Source organism: Limnothrix sp. FACHB-406 (genome assembly GCF_014698235.1).
In the GTDB taxonomy this organism is placed as follows: Bacteria; Cyanobacteriota; Cyanobacteriia; order CACIAM-69d; family CACIAM-69d; genus CACIAM-69d.
In genome coordinates this window covers 1-16,927 of sequence record NZ_JACJSP010000012.1, presented here as the reverse complement: position 1 = coordinate 16,927, position 16,927 = coordinate 1, and the positions used below count along the sequence as shown (strand labels likewise).

The window sequence follows — 16,927 nt, the reverse complement described above, 5'->3', positions numbered from 1 at the left end:
TGGCATTGCTCTGCGTGGGAATGGCGGGTTGACGCTCTGCGTCCAGTTGGGGGTGTTTCGACGCAGAGCGTCGGGGAGGGCGTGCCCACTCAGAGCGTGGGCACGATGAATTCGAGAGCTTGGCCGTAGCTATCGATCGCCTCTTCATACCGCTGGAGACTCTGCAGTACAAGGCCTCGGGCATACCAGGCTTTGTGTTTGTCAGGTTTGAATTGGAGGGCTTTGTCAAAACTGGCCAGCGCCTCTTCATATTGCCCAAGATTGAACAGCGAAGTACCTCGATTGTGCCAGGCTTCATGCAAACCAGGTTTGAATTGGAGAGCTTTGTCAAAACTGGGGATCGCCTCTTCATGCCGCCCGAGATCCTTCAGCACATTGCCTCGGTTGTACCAGGCTTCGTGTTGGTCGGGTTTGAATTGGAGAGCTTTGTCAAAACTGGAGATCGCCTCTTCGTACTGCCCGAGATCCTTCAGCGCATTGCCTCGGTTGTACCAAGCTTCGTGTTTGTCAGGTTTGAATTGGAGGGCTTTGTCAAAGCTGGAGATCGCCTCTTCATACCGCTTGAGTCTTCCCAGTGTAGTGCCTCGGTTATACCAAGCTTCGTGTTTATCAGGTTTGAATTGTAGGGCTTTGTCAAAACTGGCGAGTGCCTCTTCATGCCGCCCGAGATTAAACAGCACAACGCCTCGGTTGTACCAAGCTTCGTGTTTATCAGGTTTGAATTGTAGGGCTTTATCAAAACTAGCAAGCACCTCTCCATACCACCCGCGATTAAACAGCACAACGCCTCGCTTAAACCAAAGCTCGTGATCATCAAGACCAAGGGAAATCGCCTGATCGTAGGGGTCGAGTGTTGGAGTTTGTTGCCCAAGGTTGCTGATGGGTCGGCTTAGGTTACCAGGTGGTAAAGCTTTCTTCGTTTCAGTGGGTTGATTGGATTGGGATGAGTTGGGGGCAAATGGCAGCGCCGATTCATAGCTACCAGAAGTTGCATCAAGCCTGCCCAAATTTCCCAGCGCCCAGCGACGACTATTTTGAGCTTCTTGATAGTCAGGTTTGATCGCCAGCGCTCGATCATAACTAGCAACCGCCGCGTCATATCGCCCCAGGTTGCCCAGCGCCCAACCCATATTATTCCAAGCCTCATAAAAATCAGGCTTGATTGTTAGTGCTTCTTGATAGCTCGATATCGCCTCTTCATAGCGTTCGAGCCGGCCTAAGGCATTGCCACGGTTATTCCAAGCATCGTGGTAGTCGGGTTTGATTTTGACCGCCCGATTGTAGCTACCGATCGCCGCTTCATAGCGTTCAAGCTTCAGGAGCGCAATCCCCCGATTATTCCAAGCTTCATAGAAATTCGGTTCAATTTCCACTGCCTGGTCATAGGCTCCAACCGCAATATCAAGATAATTGGCTGCCAAGGACAAATTGCCTAGCTTAAAGAGCAAATTAATACGGCGCGACTGAGCCAAACTAGGTTCTTCTAGCAAGTTTTCCAGTTGAGTCATATATTCGATCTGCTGCTCAGGCGACCAACTCAAAAACTTGTTGTAGTCTCCTTCAATGGAAAGTTGCTGCGCTCTGGTATCGAGTGTTTGTTGATCATCAGTCAGCTCATAAACCCCCGAGTGCCAGTCAAAGAAATCAGCAGCTCGGCGAATAAAAAACTTCAACGCCCAAGGCTCAACCGCAAACACCAAAGCACAGGACAGACGCTCCCGAAACCGCTCCCGCTGCAAGTTCAGCGAACCCAAAATAGGGGGCACGGTTTCTAAACTGTAGTAAGCTCCCTCGCCGCCATAGCCCGGTTTGAGATGACCACTCAAAGATTTTTCAATCCCTCGCACCACAACCACATCCAACTCCGACAAATTGGAGATGGTCAACACCCGCGCCAACAGGTCAGGCTCCTCGCCTGCCAGTTCCAACAAACCAATTTGCTTATCAGGCAGCGATCCCTGAATCTGGCCATGTAGCTCATCAGCCACAACCCCAGCACAGCGCACAAAAAATAGCCCAAAGCCTTTTCGTCGCCGCAACCCGCGCATCAAAGCCTGAAACTGTTGCCCCGGATCGATAGGAACGCTCAAATCCCAATCAGTTTCTGGAGCTGAGGGTGATTCCTCGCTGGTGGGCGCTACTTCAGGCGGTGGCGCTGTAGCTATCGGAGCCACCACAGCCGGAGACGACGCAAATAATCGTCGCCATCCTCGCCGTATTCGATCCTTGAGCCACCGACGCACACCCATTACGCCACCTCAGCGGATTCTTTAGCTTGCTCAGTAGCTTGCTTAAATTCTGCCAAACCGCGGATCAGCGGATGCACGTCATACCAAGCTTGCCCCCGCTCATCCCGAAACTCCAAAATGCACCGAGAAAACACCAACGTACGGTAGGTCGGATTGTTTTCAATATTCTTGGTACGGTCAACCTCCGCCAAAATCGCCCACTGATCCGCATTCACCGTTCGGCGCAGGGTTTCGCGCTCCGCCGTCATCGCTACTTGCACCGCCTTGGGACTCAGCGGCAAGCGATCAACCTCATCAAGCGATCGTTGCATCAACCGCATTAAGGTTCTGGTATGACCACCGCTGTAATAACACAGTTGCACCAAGGTTTCCTTACGGTCAAAAATATCCCCTTCCAAGCTGAGTGGTGGCAACGTTTTTCCCAATTCTTGAGCAACTTCGTCCGCCGTTACAGCAACCCGTTTTTGGATGACTGTTGCCAACGTTTTCAAGCCAGGTTCATCCCAATCACCTTCCTGGTTTTTGGCTGCAATCATCGGCAATATTTCACAGGTTTGATAAATATCGTCCAGCCGATTACAGTGTTGTGAACAAACTAGCGAAATCGGAACCGTGTAGACCGTATGACAAGCCAGCTTGGTTAGTTGCTCGCCCCGATCAATAAAGATATCTTCATGGTTCGATCGCCCATCTTCTTGAATCTTGGGCACAATTCGATCCAAGTTATCCACAATCAACACCAACCGGCGATCGCCACCGGCTAAGGCTTCTTGGATGCGCTCAATATATTTGTTCAGTGCTTCAACGAGCGTCACTGAGTGGGGATTAATTCGATTGCGAATTTTGAATCGCAACGATGGCTCGGCCTTGAGGTTAGCTGTCAGCTTGCTGAAGGCACTGAACTGCTGCTCAATAGACAAGCCTTCAAAACTGATTGGAGTCTGAGCTAAGTCCTTAAGATCTTCCCAGCGCTCACGCAACCAATCCAATACAGGTTTTGCCTTGTCAGAATCGCGAAATGCTTCAATTAAACGGCGCGTACAAGCCAGCAAAATATCAATGTATTCCGCATCCTGGGGATCAATATCATCTTGATCTGCGGTCAAATAGACAACCGTAAAGCCCTTTTTTTTCAGGTCTTCTTCGAGGCGCAATAGCTCGGTGGATTTCCCTGCCCCCCGATGCCCCGTATAGAGCTGACAAGTCACCCGCTCCGATGACAACCGCTTGATCGGCTTGGCCAATTTCAGCACATCAGACCCACCGCGCACCTCATCACAGTTGACATAGCGCGGATCGCTCGGCGGCAGCGGCTTCAAGGGATCGAACGCCACATAGAGGGCATCGATGAACGCTTCAGTGGTATCAGGATCAAGCGGCATGGTCTGACCGGGAATTGCTTGGTTTGATTGTAGCCAAGCCGATCGCCCCTAGTGCCCTCCGCTCGGTGCTTGGCCCTTGCGACCCTTGCCCAGCAACAACAACAGCGGCAACGAAGCCAAAAACGCCATCCCCACCACCCAAAACGTATCGCTAAACGACAGAATCGACGATTGCAAACTCAAGAGACCATCCAGCGAGGCGATCGCCTGTTGGTGAGCCGTCGTCGGATCAACGCCACGACTCTGAAACGCGCTGGTCAGGGCATCGAGTCGTGCTTGGGTTTCGGGGCTATAAACACTCAGGTGCTCGCTCAACACGCTGCGGTGAAAGGCATTGCGGCGATCGAGCAGCGTCGTCAAAATCGCGATGCCAATGCTGCCACCCAGTTGCCGCGTCAGGTTATAAAACCCCGACCCGGCGGGAATATCAGCCGGGGGCAACGAGCCGAGAGTCGCCAAGCTGAGGGGCAAAAACATCATCACCGTGCCCACGCCCCGAAAAATTAGCGGATAAAAGAGTGAATCGCTGCTGGAGTCGGGGTTGAGGGTCGCCAGGGAAAACATCACGAGGCTGGTCATGACGCTGCCCGCCGCGATCGCCCAGCGGGGATCGATCAAGCTGCTCACTTTTCCCAGCATGAGCATCGTGGCGGCGGAGGCCAGCGCCCCCGGCAGCAGCAACAGGCCCGTTTGCTGGGCGGTGTAGTGCAACACGCTCTGGGCAAAAATCGGCACGGCGAACAAGGTTCCATAGAGACCCATGCCCACCACGGCGGAATAGATGCTGCCCGCCGCGAGCGATCGATGGCGCAACACGCGCAAATCCACGGCCGGGTGGCGCACGGTCAGCTCCCGCCAAATAAACAGCCCCAACCCCACGATCGCGGCGATCGCTAGGGCCACGATCGTCGGGGACTCAAACCAGTTGTCCTGCTCGCCCTCTTCTAGGAAGGTTTGCAGGCTGCCGACGGCGATCGTCAGCAGGCCAATGCCCCACCAATCAACCGATCGCCTTGGGCCGGAGCGATCGCGCGGGCGATCGGCGGGCAAAAACAGCAGGGCCATCGCCACCGCCGCGATGCCGAAGGGAATATTGATGAAAAAGATCCAGCGCCACCCGAGGTTATCGGTCAGGTAGCCGCCGAGGGTCGGCCCGATCGCTGGGCCCGTAATCACGCCGACTCCGAAAACCGCTTGGGCCAACCCCTGCTCGGCGGGCGGAAAGCTCTGAAACAAAATCGATTGGGCCTTGGCCAGCAAGCCGCCGCCCAGCAACCCTTGCAAGATGCGGGCGGCCACCAGCTCGGGCAAACTACCGGCCAGGCCACAGAGGATGGAGGCGATCGTGAAGCCGGCCAAGGAAAGGACAAAATAGCGCTTTTGGCCAAAGGTTTCGCCCAGCCAAGCCGTTAGGGGAATCACGATCACGTTGGCGATCGCGTAGCCCGTGACGACCCAGCCGATTTCGCTGAGGGTGGCTCCGACGCTGGATTGGATATCCGTGAGGGCGACGTTGACAATGCTGGTGTCGATCACTTCCAGGATTGCGCCCAGGGAAGCGGTGGCGGCGATCGCCCACTTCAGCCAGCCGGTGGGATAGGTCGGGGCGATCGTGGGATTAGATGTAGCGCTCATGGGGCCTGGCTCCTAGCGCACCGCCACGCTGACATTGGCGGACATCCCCGGCGTGACTTGGGCTTCGTAGCCGCGCAAACTGTCGGGGTCGATCGCAATCCGCACGGGAATCCGCTGCACCACTTTGGTGAAGTTGCCCGTGGCATTGTCCGGGGGCAGCAGGGCAAATTGCGCGCCGGAGGCGGGGGCCAAGCTTTCCACATGGCCGCGGAACGGGCGATCGGGAAAGGCATCGAGCCGAATCTCGACCGCTTCGCCGGGGTGCATCCGCTGTACTTGGGTTTCCTTAAAGTTGGCTTCGATCCAAAGCTGATCGCCGACGATCGCCATCAGCGGTTGACCCGCCTGCACCTGTGCGCCCACTTCCACGGATTTGCGGCCAATCCGGCCGCTGACGGGAGCGGCGATCGTGGTGTAGGACAACTGCAACTGGGCGGCCCGTAGGTCGGCGGCCTGGCGGGCAATTTGGGCCGTGGCGGCGGCGTAGCGATCGCGGTTGACCTGGGTTTGGTTGCCGGTGGCGCGGGCCTGTTGCAGATCGCCCTGGCGCGATTGGCGGGTGGCCTTGGCCCGATCGACCCCTTGGCGGGCCTGGGCCACTCGGGCGATCGCCTGTTGCACCTGTTGGCGGGCGGCGGCGGTTTGGGCCAGGGCCACATCGTAGGCGGCCTTGGCGGCATCCCGTTGCTGGGCAGCGATCGCCCCGTCTTGGTAGAGCGCATTGTAGCGATCGTAGTCCGCCTTGGCTTTGGTCAAGGCCGCCTGAGCTTGGGCCAAATTCGCCCGCGCCACGGGTACGCCTGCGGTGGCTTCGTTCAAGGCCGCTTCAGCATTGGCGATCGCAGCGGTGGCATCGTTTAGATCACCGCTGGCCGTGGTCAGTTGGGCGGCGGTGTTGGCTCCGGCCAGGGCGATCGAGGATTGGGCCGCCCGGGCATCCTGTTGCGCCGCCACCAAGGCCGCCTGGGATTGCTGCACTTTCACTTGGTAGTCCGTTGGATCGAGGCGCACCAACACTGACCCCGCCGTCACATGCTGGTTTTCCTCGATCGCCACGGCCGTGACTGTGCCCGGCACGCGGCTGGCCACTTGATAAAGATGACCCGCCACCTGGGCGTTGTCCGTTTCCTCGTGGGTGGAGGCGTATTGCCAAAACTGCCAAGCCCAGCGGCCCCCGGCGATCGCCCCAGCGGCCACCAGCACCAAGGCGATCGCCAGTTTGTACGGGCGGCGCTTGGCGGCGGTGGGCGGCGCGATCGGGGGGGCGGCGCTTGCTGGCTCGATCGGCTCAGTGCTCTCGGGTGGGGCGATCGGTTCTGGATCTGGGGCCAGCACGGTGGCCGTTGCGGGCGGCTTGGTGCCGTTGCGATCGACTTTGCTGATCAACTGGGGTTTCACGAGTCCTGACCTCTGACTAAGGGTTTGGGCGTAACGGGGGCCAATGCTCAAGGGCGAGATGACCAACTATTACGGGTATTTTTATTTCGTGTGCGTACTATTGGGGCGCTTGAAGGCTGGTTTGAGGGTGGTGGTGAGTGAGCTTGTAACTTGTAGGGCATTGCCCACCTATAACCTCGATCAACGCATCCGATCGCCGCTTGCGCGAGGGTAATCATGGCTTGGAGGATCGATGCTGTCTTGGTTAGGGGGTGGTGGGCATGGCCCACCCTACTAACTCTCTGACCCAGGGCTTTAGGGGGGTGGAATCAAATTGGCGATCGCCTGATCGACCAAACGGGACATGAGTTGACGATCCTGATCTGAAAATCCCTGGAGGGTTTCCTCGCGCAACTGCATGGCGATCGGCGGCAAAATTTCCCACAGTTGCCAGCCCAAATCCGTCAGCCAAATCCGCCACACGCGCCGATCGTGGCAGTCGCGCTCCCGGCGAATCAGGCCGCGCTCCTCCATGCGATCGAGTGCGCCGGTCATTGTGCCGCCCACCTGCCGCAGCCGATCGCCGATCGCGCAGGTGGCTAGCCCGTCCTGTTCCCACAGGCAACAGAGCACGACCCAGTGAAACGGCGTGAGACCGTGCGGCTCCAGTAGCTCCTGAAACCGCCGTCCCATCAGTTGCGACAGCAGCCGAATCCGATAGCCCAAGCCATGGGGGGCCAAAATTTCCTGCCAAGGCGCAGCGGAACGGGGCGATCGAGCGGTGGCGTTCATGGGAAAACTGCAAGCGTGATTTATTTCGTGTACTAACTATTTAAGCACGAAATAAAATTTGGAGTATGACCTGAGCACTGTTGGGCATTCGGGCCATGATGAGGCGCGGAGATCAGAACTGATCGTCCCCGATCGCCCCTAAGCCTTGGCTACAATCCGATCGAGCCGATCGATAGCCCTGTCCTATGCCGCCGATCCTTGCTGAACCCTTGACCCTGCGACCGCTGCAAGTTCGTGACTATCAATGCCTGATTGATCAGGGTTGTTTTGGCCCCGAAGAACATATTGAATTGCTGAATGGTCAACTGATTCAAATGGCTGCTAAGGGAACCCGCCATGCCGCTGCTGTGAGTCGTTTGGCGCGGCTGCTGGGTCGGCGATTGGGCGAAACGGTGCTGATTCGGCTGCAAGACCCGATCGCCCTGAATGACCAATCCCAACCCGAACCCGACCTGGCGATCGTCCGGCCCCATCCCCTCGACTATGCCGACCATCACCCAACCCCAGCGGAAATTCATTGGCTGATTGAGGTGGCGGACAGCACCCTCGCCTACGACACCCAAACCAAGGCCCGCGCCTATGCCCAAGCGGGTTTGGCGGATTATTGGGTGCTAGATTTGCCGGGCGATCGGCTCTGGGTGTTTCGCAATCCCAATTCGGCGGGCTATGGGTTGGTTATGCAGCTCGATCGCACCCAAGTGATCGCCCCGATCGCCTTTCCCGATTGCGTTTGGCCCCTGGCGGACTTGCTGCCGATCGCCTCGGACTCTTGAGCAACCTGGGCCAAGGGGCGTTAGGCTGGGCAAGAGCGCGGCCAAGGAACCTCAAAATGGCACTGAAATCGATCGAACGGGCGGAAACGGTGGAGCGAGCAACCCTGCTGGCGGGGTTCCATGCCCTGGGCGATCCGATTCGGTTGGGGGCGATCGAACATTTGCGTCAGGGTGAGTTGTGCGTGTGCGACCTCTGCGAGCTGCTGGGGGTTAGTCAATCAAAGCTGTCGTTTCACCTGAAGGTGCTCCGGGAAGCAGGCTTGATTGAAGTGCGCCAAGACGGCCGCTGGAACTATTACCGGCTGAATTCGATGGGATTTGAGCGTTTAGAGCAATATTTGGCGAGTTTGGCGGGCTGGGTTACCGGGGGCGATCGCGCCTGCTGTTCCTAGCGATTCGCCGCGCCCACAGACCGGCCGTGCCCACAGACAAGGGGTTTAAACCCCTTGCCCCTTCGGTTGGGTAGCTGGAGATTTTCAAATCAATTTTTTTTGAATTCATCAATTTTTTTTGAACTATTCCTGGCACAATGGAGGCGATCGGGGGAAATCGGTGCGCATTGCCCGATCGCGAGGTGTTATGACCATCAATCCCAGTGCCAAGGCCCCGAATGTGGGCGGCCAACTCAGTTTTTTTGAACGCTATCTGACCGTTTGGGTGCTGGTCTGCATCGGGGTCGGCATTCTGTTGGGGCGGTTGTTTCCCGATGTGGCGATCGCCCTGGATGCCTGGACGGTGCATCAGGTGTCAATCCCGATCGCGGTCTGCCTGTTTTTCATGATGTATCCGATCATGGTGAAAATCGATTTCACCCAGGCTAAACGGGCCATGCGATCGCCCAAGCCGGTGTTGCTGACCCTGGTGGTGAATTGGGGGATTAAGCCCTTCACGATGATCGCGATTGCTCAACTATTTTTAGGCCATTGGTTCCGCCCACTGATCCAAGGTTCCGAGCTATTGCGTGGCACATCCATCGCCCTAGCAGATTCCTACATTGCCGGGGCAATTTTGTTAGGTATTGCGCCCTGCACGGCCATGGTGTTGATGTGGGGCTATCTCTGCTATGGCAATCAGGGCCACACCTTGGTGATGGTGGCGGTGAATTCGCTGACCATGCTGCTGCTCTATGCGCCTTTGGGACGGTGGCTGTTGGCGGCCAATGATTTGGCGGTTCCTTGGGCCACGATCGCCCTGTCCGTGTTGATCTATGTGGGCTTACCCTTGGCAGCGGGAATCTACACACGCCACTGGATTTTTAAATACAAGGGAGCTGATTGGTTTGAGCAAAAATTTTTGCACTACCTCAGCCCGATCGCCACTTCAGCATTGTTATTAACCCTGATTTTGCTCTTTGCCTTTAAGGGAGAGCTAATCGTGAATAATCCGCTGCATATTTTCCTAATTGCCGTGCCGTTACTGATTCAAACGCTGACGATTTTTGGGATTACCTATGCCTTAGCGAAACCCCTGAAATTAGTCTATGAAGATGCGGCCCCGGCGGCTTTAATCGGTGCGAGCAATCATTTTGAAGTGGCGATCGCCACGGCGGTGATGTTGTTTGGTTTGAACTCGGGGGCGGCCCTGGCGACGGTGGTGGGCGTGTTGATCGAAGTGCCGGTGATGTTGTTGCTGGTGGAATGCTGTCGGCGCACGGCCCACTGGTTCCCCCGATCGCCCGAAAAGGCCACGTTGCTCGATCCGCGTTGCGTCGGATTTTAGATTTCTGCCCAGGCCAAGGGCGCAAGCCAAGGGTGCAAGCGTTGCGCCCCTACAGGAGGACTTTATGAAATCGGTGATGTTTGTTTGTCGGCGCAATTCTTGCCGATCGCAGATGGCGGAAGGCTGGGCGAAAACCCTGGGAGCGGGCACAATTCGGGTGGTGAGTTCCGGTCTGGAAGCCAGCCGGGTGCATCCCACGGCGATCGCGGTGATGGCGGAAGCGGGAATTGAGATCAGCGACCAAACCTCCAACGCCCTGGCCGAATTTGCCCCCGAAGACTTCGACGGCGTGATTTCCCTCTGTGGCTGCGGGGTGAATTTGCCGGAAGCCTGGGTGCTGCGGGAACGGTTTGAGGATTGGCAACTGGACGATCCCGATGGCCAGCCGATCGAGGTGTTTCGGCGGGTGCGCGACGAAATTCGCGATCGCGTCACGGCCTTGATCGATCAGATCAGTTAAATCAACCCTTAATTCAGCGGCACTAAGGCTTCAACCGCCGCCACCAAGCGCGATCGCACCGTGGGCAAGTCGGCGGCCGGATCCGTGAGCGCAATGACTGATCGGGCCGTTCCCAGCAGCATGGCGTTGAAGCCGCCCGCATCACCAGAACCGCGAAAATCCGTGCGCAGCGCCACGATCGGTAACTGACGCGCAAACGCATAGCCACATTCCCAACAGGTTCCCGAGTCCGCATCGGCCCCATCCAACACGGCAATCACGGCGTTTGCCTGATCCAGCCCCGATCGACAGCGTTCAAAAATCGCCTGCGGATCACTGAGGCCCGCACATGCCGCCTGGGGCAAAAAGACTGGATAGCCCAAGGTTTGCAGTTCCTCGGCCAAGGTTTGATTCAGCCAACGTTCTCCCAAGGAAAACAGCGGCCCAGCCCAATAAAGCCGCAAGGGGCGATCGGCCGCTGGGGCGGCCAAATGGGCGCGGCCGGTTTGCAAAATGGCGCGAAACGGTTCCATCAGGGCCGGCGGCATTGGCCCCAAGGCAGTCACCACCTGTTCAGCCCAGTCGAAATAGGCCTGGCGACGGGCGATCGACCAGCGCTCCGGGGGCGACTGATCCACATCTCGCAAATTGCAAATTTTGTCCGCCAATTTCACCAACTTGGCTCGATCGCTCAAGGTGGGCGCATGGTCAATTTGCAACTGCTTGCGCTCGGCCTTGGGCAATCGCTTATCGTCCGTCACCTCTTGCACCAGGGCGGCAATTTCGGGGCCAAAGTGGGTGACCAATTCGGCAGCGGTGGTGTCTGTGTCCTCGATCGTGTCGTGGAGCAGGGCCGCCGCCAACACTTGAGGATCCGTAATTTGGGCCTCATGCACCAGCACCCGCAGCAGGGCGATCGGGTGATTGATATAGGGCGATCGCGCTCGATCCTTGCGCCGTTGGTGTCGATGCTTTGTGGCCGCAAAGGCCAAGGCCCGCGCTAACAAATCCAGTTGGGGCAAACCGTTGGGGAAATCGATCGGGCGATGGCTTCCCAATTCAGTGATCGGCTGAGGATCCATAGGGCTGAGGGTTGCGCAACGGTAAGGGAGATTGGGGTTAAACGGTGGATGCAGCCGAAAGCGGGATCGCCTCATCTCCCAAGCGCGATCGCAACAGTTGCCAAAGCCGTCGATCGGTAAAGTTTTCAATCACCAACGAGGCCCCGGCTTGGGTCAGTTCCTCGGGCGCGTGGGTGGTGCTCAGACCCACGGTGAAAATCCCCGCCGCCACCGCCGATCGCACTCCGGGGGGTGAATCCTCAAAGGCGATCGCCCCACTGGCAGCCAGGTTCAACCGTTCCAACCCCAACCGGTAGGGTGCGGGATCCGGTTTGCCGGGGGGCGCTTCCTCCGCCAGCACCACCGTTGCGAACCGTTCCCGCAGCCCCAAGGCTGTCAGCATGTGGATCGCATTGTCCTTGGGCGCATTGGTCACCACCGCCATCGGCAGATGGCAAGGCTCCAGGGCTTTCAGCAGCAAAGGCAACCCCAGCACCGGTTCCAAGTCGGGGGCCAACTGCCGAAACAGCGCTTCCTTGCGATCGCTCAGGGCTGCTCCCTCCGCCACGGAATAGCTGGGCAACAAATCCACCACAATTTGGGCATTGGTTCGGCCACTGATGACCTGTTCATAAATCGTGGGCGTGAGGTCATAGCCCACTTCCGCCAAAACCAGTTCCCAAGCTCGGTAATGCAAGGGATTGGTTTCAGTTAAAGTGCCATCCAAATCGAATAGCAAGCCGAAGGAATTGGGCAACGAATCAGCGGACAACATGGCAAGGGCGAGGGGCGAAGGGAAAGGGCGTATGATTCAAGCCGATTAATTCAAGCCAATTAATTCAGGCCGATTAATTCAAGCCGATTGATTTACTCCGGTCAATTAATCCAAGTTGATTAATCCAAGTTGATTGATTCAAGCCGATTGATTCAAGCAATCAATTCAAGCCAATTTATCCACCACTGCGCTTGGCTTTATAGCCCTGTTCCACCAGCAACGCCACCAGCCGATCGGCATAATCTCCTTGAATTTCCAAATTGTTGTCCTTGACTGTGCCGCCGGTTCCACAGCGGTTTTTCAGGGTTTTCAGCAGGGCTTGTAGCGTCTCGGGCTTGTGCTGAAAACCACTGATGACCGTGACGGTTTTGCCGCCGCGGCCTTTGCGGGACAGTTGCACTTTCAGGTTTTGTTGATTGGGCGGCAGGTCAGGAACCGCCCGAGCGATCGCGTCTGGATTAACCGCATCGCCAAATTCCGAATAGACCACACGGCGATCGGGGCGATCGTCAGCAGCACGGCGAGGACTCGGCATTGGTAGCAACCATTCCTTTGCAGTTGGGATTCGTACATTATGATGAAACGACGTTAATCCATGCGGGTTTCATGGCCCTGAGTCGGGGTTTAGCGCCATTGCCCCGCCGCCGGCCCTGGCCCGCAGGCCGATCGCCCGTTTCGCCCGGAGGAGTTGCGTGAACGCCGCCGAACGTGCCCACTCGATCGCCCTAGCCAGCCAAATCGCGGCTGCGGTGAATTTGTTTCGCATCGCTTTTCCCGATGTGCGCGTGGATCTGAAACCTTGGCTCAATGATGCAGAAACCCGCGCCACCGTTGATCCAGACTCGATCGACATTGGGTTTCACTTCCCGGGCTACAGCCGCGCCTGTGCCTGCCGCAGTTTGCTGGTGCAAGTGCGCTTTTTTGCGGATCCGGTGGAAGACACCCAACGGGCGATCGGTGTGGAGGTGGCGGGCTACGACCATCGGGGGCAACAGTGGCGCTTCTCCACGATCGAGGCCTGGCAGTTTGAGGGCGACAGCCAACCCCGCGCCGAACCGGCCGATCGAATTAAGCATTACTGCCGCGAGGTGTTGGAACTGTTCAACGGGCGATCAAGCAGCGATTCGGCTGCCTAAGTATTGCGCGATCGAGTAATACGCTCGCGCCAACTCAGGTGCAGCCAGTCGAACAGGGAGACACGAGTAAATTACGAGCGTAAATTACCTTACTCCTGTCCCCAACCATTAGGATTCAGGGTGTTATAGCCACTGATCAGTTTCTTTTGCCCCTTCAACTGATAATAATCATCTTCGTAGATTGAGAACATACAAAGGTCGATCGGGGTCACTTCCGAAGCATTAATCGACCCGATCGCCCCGCTGGCTTCCAGGGCCGCCGCCGCCAATTCTGAACAGAAGAACCGTGAAAAATCTTCCGCATTACGGGTTAATTTCCCAGGAATCGGTAAATTGCTGGGCAAATCAAAGGCGGAGCGAATTGCCTGGGCAATGTCATAGGAACGGTGCTCATGATGGAGCAGAAAATTATAAAAAGCTCGCAAATCCATGCGATCGCGCACGTCCTGTCTGAGGGGCAACCACCACATATCTCCTGGATAAAACTTCACCCGATCGCTCAACCGATTGGCAATTACCCCGGCCCTCGTCCCGCTGGCCACGGTGGACTCCATCACCTGATTAAAGAATCCCTCTTGGGCCTCTCCATAGATAAAGAGTTTGGTTTGAAAAACAATGCCAATGTGGGTGATGTTCGATCGCGTGGCCATCTTAATCAGCGATGAAAATCCCACATTGCTCGAAAACGCAACAATATCGCCGGGATTCATGGCTTTCCGAACTGATTCGTAGGGGGCAGATTTCCAGGGCATGAAACCTCTCCAAAGTCTTTGCTGAGATTGAATGGAAATAGATAGATGGGAAAATTAGACAGTCGGGAGCCGCCAAAAAAAGGCTAAGGATGTGTTCTCATATAGCCTATGATGCGCATCCCATTGTTGGCGAATCCCTGAGCAAATCATCGGTAGCTTAGTCAGTCGCTCAATTGGTAGCGTAGTCAGTAGCCCAAATAAAAGCCCAGACAAAAGCCCAAATAAAAGCCCAGACAAAAGCTCAAACAAGTTTTGAATGCATCATCCTGGGCGATCGCATCCTTTTGCATCCTTGACATCATCATCGGCCCACGTCCTTGGCACAGTCGTTCCTTAACCCCCTATGGCAGCCTGCTACGAACAACACGATTGGATCATTTTGGGCGGAACCGCGGCCGGACGGCTGGCGGCCCAACAGGCGACCCGATCGGGGTTGCGGGTGGCGCTGATTGAGCCGTTGGAACCGGAAACGCGCCCTTGGGCTGAGTTGCTGGTGAGTCAAGGGGCGGCCCTGGCGGCCGGGACGATTGATTGGCGATCGCTGCAACGCCAGGCCCAATGGCACGATCGCCTCTGGGGCGATCAACGGGCTGCCTTGGCGGCGGGTGGGGTGGACTGCCTGGTGGGCGATGGGTTACTGATGCGACACCGGAACCAGTGGCGGGTGCAATTGGGCGATCGCCTGTTGGCGGGGCGGCGTTGTCTGTTGGCGTTGCCGGGCCGATCGACCGTGCCCCTGTGGACAGAGCAGGCCCCCGTGACGGCCTACACTCCGGACACGATCGCCCAATTGGCCCATCGGGGGGTGCGGCCCGGCGAGCGCTGGTTGGTCACCGCCGACAGTCCCATGGCGATCGAACTGGCCCAGGTACTCCGGGGATTGGGGGCCCAAGTGACCTTGGCGGCGGCGGGCGATCGGGTCTTGGGAGGGTTACCGGTGGCCGCGGCCGAATGGTTGCAAGCGGAACTGGAAGCCCAGGCGATCGAGGTGATTTTGCGGGCTGCCCCCCAACAGTGCAAAGTGTTGGAGGGACAAACCTGGATTCAAGTTGGCGATCGGGCCCGGGAAGTGGATTGCTTGCTCACGGACGGTAACTATCAAGCTCTCTTGCCCAAGGGGTTTGAGCGGCTTTGTTCCCGGGCGATCGGGATTGGCGATTGGCCCGCCAATGACCGGTTGCAATTGCCCCTCGCGCCAGAACTATATGGCTGCGGGGCCCTGCTGGGAGGCCACCCGATTGGGGCGATCGCCGCCACCGAAGCCCAATTGATCATCCGTAACAGCCTGCAAACCCCAATCCAACGCCCCCATTGCATCCGCTATGAACAGCAGCCTTGGGCCGTGCGGGGGCCGCTGCCCTTGGCGGTGGTGGGCGGTGGCGAAGGGCCAGAACTGCGCAGCGCGGCCTTGGCCCTAGCGGCCGGTCGTTGCCAAATCCAGCACGATCGCCAGGGCCAATTGCAAGGGGCGCTGTTACTCGCGGCGGGGGCGATCGAAGCGATCAGCACCGTCGCCGCCCTGATTGCCCGATCGGGAACCATTGCCGATCTGGCCCACCTGCCCGCCACCGAGTCCCCGGCGATCGACCTGCTGCGGCGCACCGCTCAACAGGCCCTGATCGCCGCTCGCTCCCGCCAGTAACGAGTCCTCGTAACGGCCCCTACTCTTGCCCAGATACCAATCTGGAGTAGGTATCCGCCGTCATTGCTCGATCCAGTTCCTGCGGATTGCTCATCCGAATTTTCACCAGCCATCCATCCCCATAGGGATCCTCATTCACCAACTCTGGAGAACTATCCATCTCGTTATTGGTTGCCACCACTTCCCCGGACACCATGGCATATAGCTCGCTGACGGCCTTCACGGACTCGATCGACCCCACCGAGTCACCGGCCTCAACCCTTTGTCCTACGGATGGCAGTTCCACAAACACCACATCGCCCAGTTGGTCGGCTGCAAAATCCGTGATCCCCATCGTGGCCTCGTCGCCTTCAACCCGGACATACTCATGGGAGTCGCTATATCTCAAATCATGGGGAAAGTGGTTAGCCATTGCTTTGCCATTCCTTGGGATTGTTGGAACTAAAAACTAAAAACTAAAAACTGTGAATTGCGACCGATACTTTTTTGCTAACGGATGCTAACAAATGCATAAGTTGAGATGGTCTCTCAACCAAGGCGTATCAACCAATGCCCGCAGGAAAATCCCACGAGCACCATTGAGATCCCGATTCATTGACCGCCCATCAACTTTCGACTTGATGATCCGAGAGCCGCCAATCTTGACGATTTCACCTGTCCATGAAACGGTTTTGGACGTGTAGGCTTCGTTGATGTCGGTCAAGGCAATCTTGCCCAACTCCCAAGCTTTCCATTCCAGATGTTTCTTGAACTGGTAATGCGATAGGGTCAACATCTGCCGCACGGTTTTCGACTTAATCTTTCGACGTGATTTGCTCACCATTTGAGATGATTCAAAACTGGGCAGTAAGATCACATCAAAGTTTTCAGTCAGAAACCGTGCGGTTTTGTGGTGAAGTTCTTTCACCAGGTGTTGCACCTTAGAACGTAGGCGATCGGCGGCTTTCTTGAAGCGGCGCTTCTGGGCTGACTTAGCCTTGGTGATTTTGGAAATCAGGCGATCCAGCTTGAAGCACAGCTTTTGAATCAGCAAGTTCGAGTCATTGCCAATCCATCCATAGGATGACTCAGCAAAGAAGGTCATGAATGTGCGGACACCGGGATCTAAGGCAACCACCCGCCCTTGGTTTTCGGACTGAATGGGTTGCACTTCTGTTGAGGTGATCAGGTAATACTCGCCATAGGCAAGTGTCAA

17 protein-coding genes and 1 pseudogene are annotated in these 16,927 nt (G+C 56.9%); 6 read left to right on the top strand and 12 right to left on the bottom strand.

The genetic code is table 11. The features are described 5' to 3' along the window. Positions 1-89: 89 nt before the first annotated feature. The 5 genes from H6G53_RS12400 to H6G53_RS12380 all read right to left on the bottom strand — a co-directional run bounded on the left by H6G53_RS12400 (position 90) and on the right by H6G53_RS12380 (position 7,435). Positions 90-1,673, bottom strand: coding sequence for a tetratricopeptide repeat protein (locus H6G53_RS12400; protein ID WP_190533372.1), 1,584 nt, complete (start codon positions 1,671-1,673; stop codon positions 90-92). A 575-nt stretch (positions 1,674-2,248) separates the two neighbouring features. Beyond that, positions 2,249-3,631, bottom strand: coding sequence for an ATP-binding protein (locus tag H6G53_RS12395; RefSeq protein WP_190533369.1), 1,383 nt, complete (start codon positions 3,629-3,631; stop codon positions 2,249-2,251). A gap of 48 nt (positions 3,632-3,679) precedes the next feature. Next, the gene (locus tag H6G53_RS12390) at positions 3,680-5,266 is read right to left on the bottom strand and encodes a DHA2 family efflux MFS transporter permease subunit (RefSeq protein WP_190533367.1); all 1,587 of its coding nucleotides are present in this window, start codon (positions 5,264-5,266) and stop codon (positions 3,680-3,682) included. A 12-nt stretch (positions 5,267-5,278) separates the two neighbouring features. Continuing rightward, entirely contained in the window at positions 5,279-6,664 is a 1,386-nt protein-coding gene (locus H6G53_RS12385) for an HlyD family secretion protein (protein WP_190533363.1), read from the bottom strand. Positions 6,665-6,958: 294 nt separating this feature from the next. Beyond that, complete coding sequence (locus tag H6G53_RS12380) at positions 6,959-7,435, bottom strand: MarR family winged helix-turn-helix transcriptional regulator (RefSeq protein WP_099535137.1); 477 nt, start codon at positions 7,433-7,435, stop codon at positions 6,959-6,961. Between the two features lie 185 nt (positions 7,436-7,620). On the opposite strand from H6G53_RS12380, the gene H6G53_RS12375 reads away from it, so the two are divergent. The 4 genes from H6G53_RS12375 to arsC all read left to right on the top strand — a co-directional run bounded on the left by H6G53_RS12375 (position 7,621) and on the right by arsC (position 10,387). Next, positions 7,621-8,208, top strand: coding sequence for a Uma2 family endonuclease (locus H6G53_RS12375; RefSeq protein WP_190533361.1), 588 nt, complete (start codon positions 7,621-7,623; stop codon positions 8,206-8,208). A 56-nt stretch (positions 8,209-8,264) separates the two neighbouring features. Next, positions 8,265-8,600: a helix-turn-helix transcriptional regulator gene (locus H6G53_RS12370; RefSeq protein ID WP_190533358.1), complete on the top strand. Its 336-nt coding sequence runs from the start codon at positions 8,265-8,267 to the stop codon at positions 8,598-8,600. 187 nt (positions 8,601-8,787) lie between these two features. Next, positions 8,788-9,927: an ACR3 family arsenite efflux transporter gene (gene arsB, locus H6G53_RS12365; RefSeq protein WP_190533539.1), complete on the top strand. Its 1,140-nt coding sequence runs from the start codon at positions 8,788-8,790 to the stop codon at positions 9,925-9,927. Between the two features lie 64 nt (positions 9,928-9,991). Further along, entirely contained in the window at positions 9,992-10,387 is a 396-nt protein-coding gene (gene arsC / locus H6G53_RS12360) for an arsenate reductase, glutathione/glutaredoxin type (RefSeq protein WP_190533355.1), read from the top strand. An 8-nt stretch (positions 10,388-10,395) separates the two neighbouring features. On the opposite strand, the gene H6G53_RS19285 is transcribed toward arsC, so the two are convergent. The 4 genes and pseudogenes from H6G53_RS19285 to H6G53_RS12345 form a co-directional block, all read right to left on the bottom strand. Continuing rightward, positions 10,396-10,830, bottom strand: a complete 435-nt coding sequence (locus H6G53_RS19285) for a nucleoside 2-deoxyribosyltransferase (RefSeq protein WP_370567833.1) — start codon at positions 10,828-10,830, stop codon at positions 10,396-10,398. Between the two features lie 12 nt (positions 10,831-10,842). Then, a pseudogene (locus tag H6G53_RS19280) lies at positions 10,843-11,379 on the bottom strand (HD domain-containing protein); the annotation flags it as partial. A 106-nt stretch (positions 11,380-11,485) separates the two neighbouring features. After that, positions 11,486-12,202, bottom strand: a complete 717-nt coding sequence (locus tag H6G53_RS12350) for an HAD family phosphatase (RefSeq protein WP_190533350.1) — start codon at positions 12,200-12,202, stop codon at positions 11,486-11,488. Positions 12,203-12,377: 175 nt separating this feature from the next. Continuing rightward, positions 12,378-12,737: a translation initiation factor gene (locus H6G53_RS12345; RefSeq protein ID WP_099535125.1), complete on the bottom strand. Its 360-nt coding sequence runs from the start codon at positions 12,735-12,737 to the stop codon at positions 12,378-12,380. Between the two features lie 157 nt (positions 12,738-12,894). Here H6G53_RS12345 and H6G53_RS12340 point away from each other — a divergent pair, with 157 nt between their 5' ends. After that, complete coding sequence (locus tag H6G53_RS12340) at positions 12,895-13,338, top strand: hypothetical protein (protein WP_099535123.1); 444 nt, start codon at positions 12,895-12,897, stop codon at positions 13,336-13,338. An 89-nt stretch (positions 13,339-13,427) separates the two neighbouring features. Here H6G53_RS12340 and H6G53_RS12335 read toward each other — a convergent pair whose 3' ends face one another. Continuing rightward, complete coding sequence (locus H6G53_RS12335) at positions 13,428-14,090, bottom strand: hypothetical protein (RefSeq protein ID WP_190533347.1); 663 nt, start codon at positions 14,088-14,090, stop codon at positions 13,428-13,430. 343 nt (positions 14,091-14,433) lie between these two features. On the opposite strand from H6G53_RS12335, the gene H6G53_RS12330 reads away from it, so the two are divergent. Continuing rightward, positions 14,434-15,732, top strand: coding sequence for an FAD-dependent oxidoreductase (locus H6G53_RS12330; protein WP_190533344.1), 1,299 nt, complete (start codon positions 14,434-14,436; stop codon positions 15,730-15,732). Between the two features lie 19 nt (positions 15,733-15,751). Here H6G53_RS12330 and gcvH read toward each other — a convergent pair whose 3' ends face one another. Beyond that, a complete protein-coding gene (gene gcvH, locus H6G53_RS12325; protein ID WP_190533341.1) occupies positions 15,752-16,144 on the bottom strand; it encodes a glycine cleavage system protein GcvH in 393 nt (130 codons plus the stop codon). Positions 16,145-16,231: 87 nt separating this feature from the next. Further along, positions 16,232-16,927: transposase (locus tag H6G53_RS12320; protein WP_199309229.1), on the bottom strand; the 696-nt coding region annotated here is incomplete at its 5' end.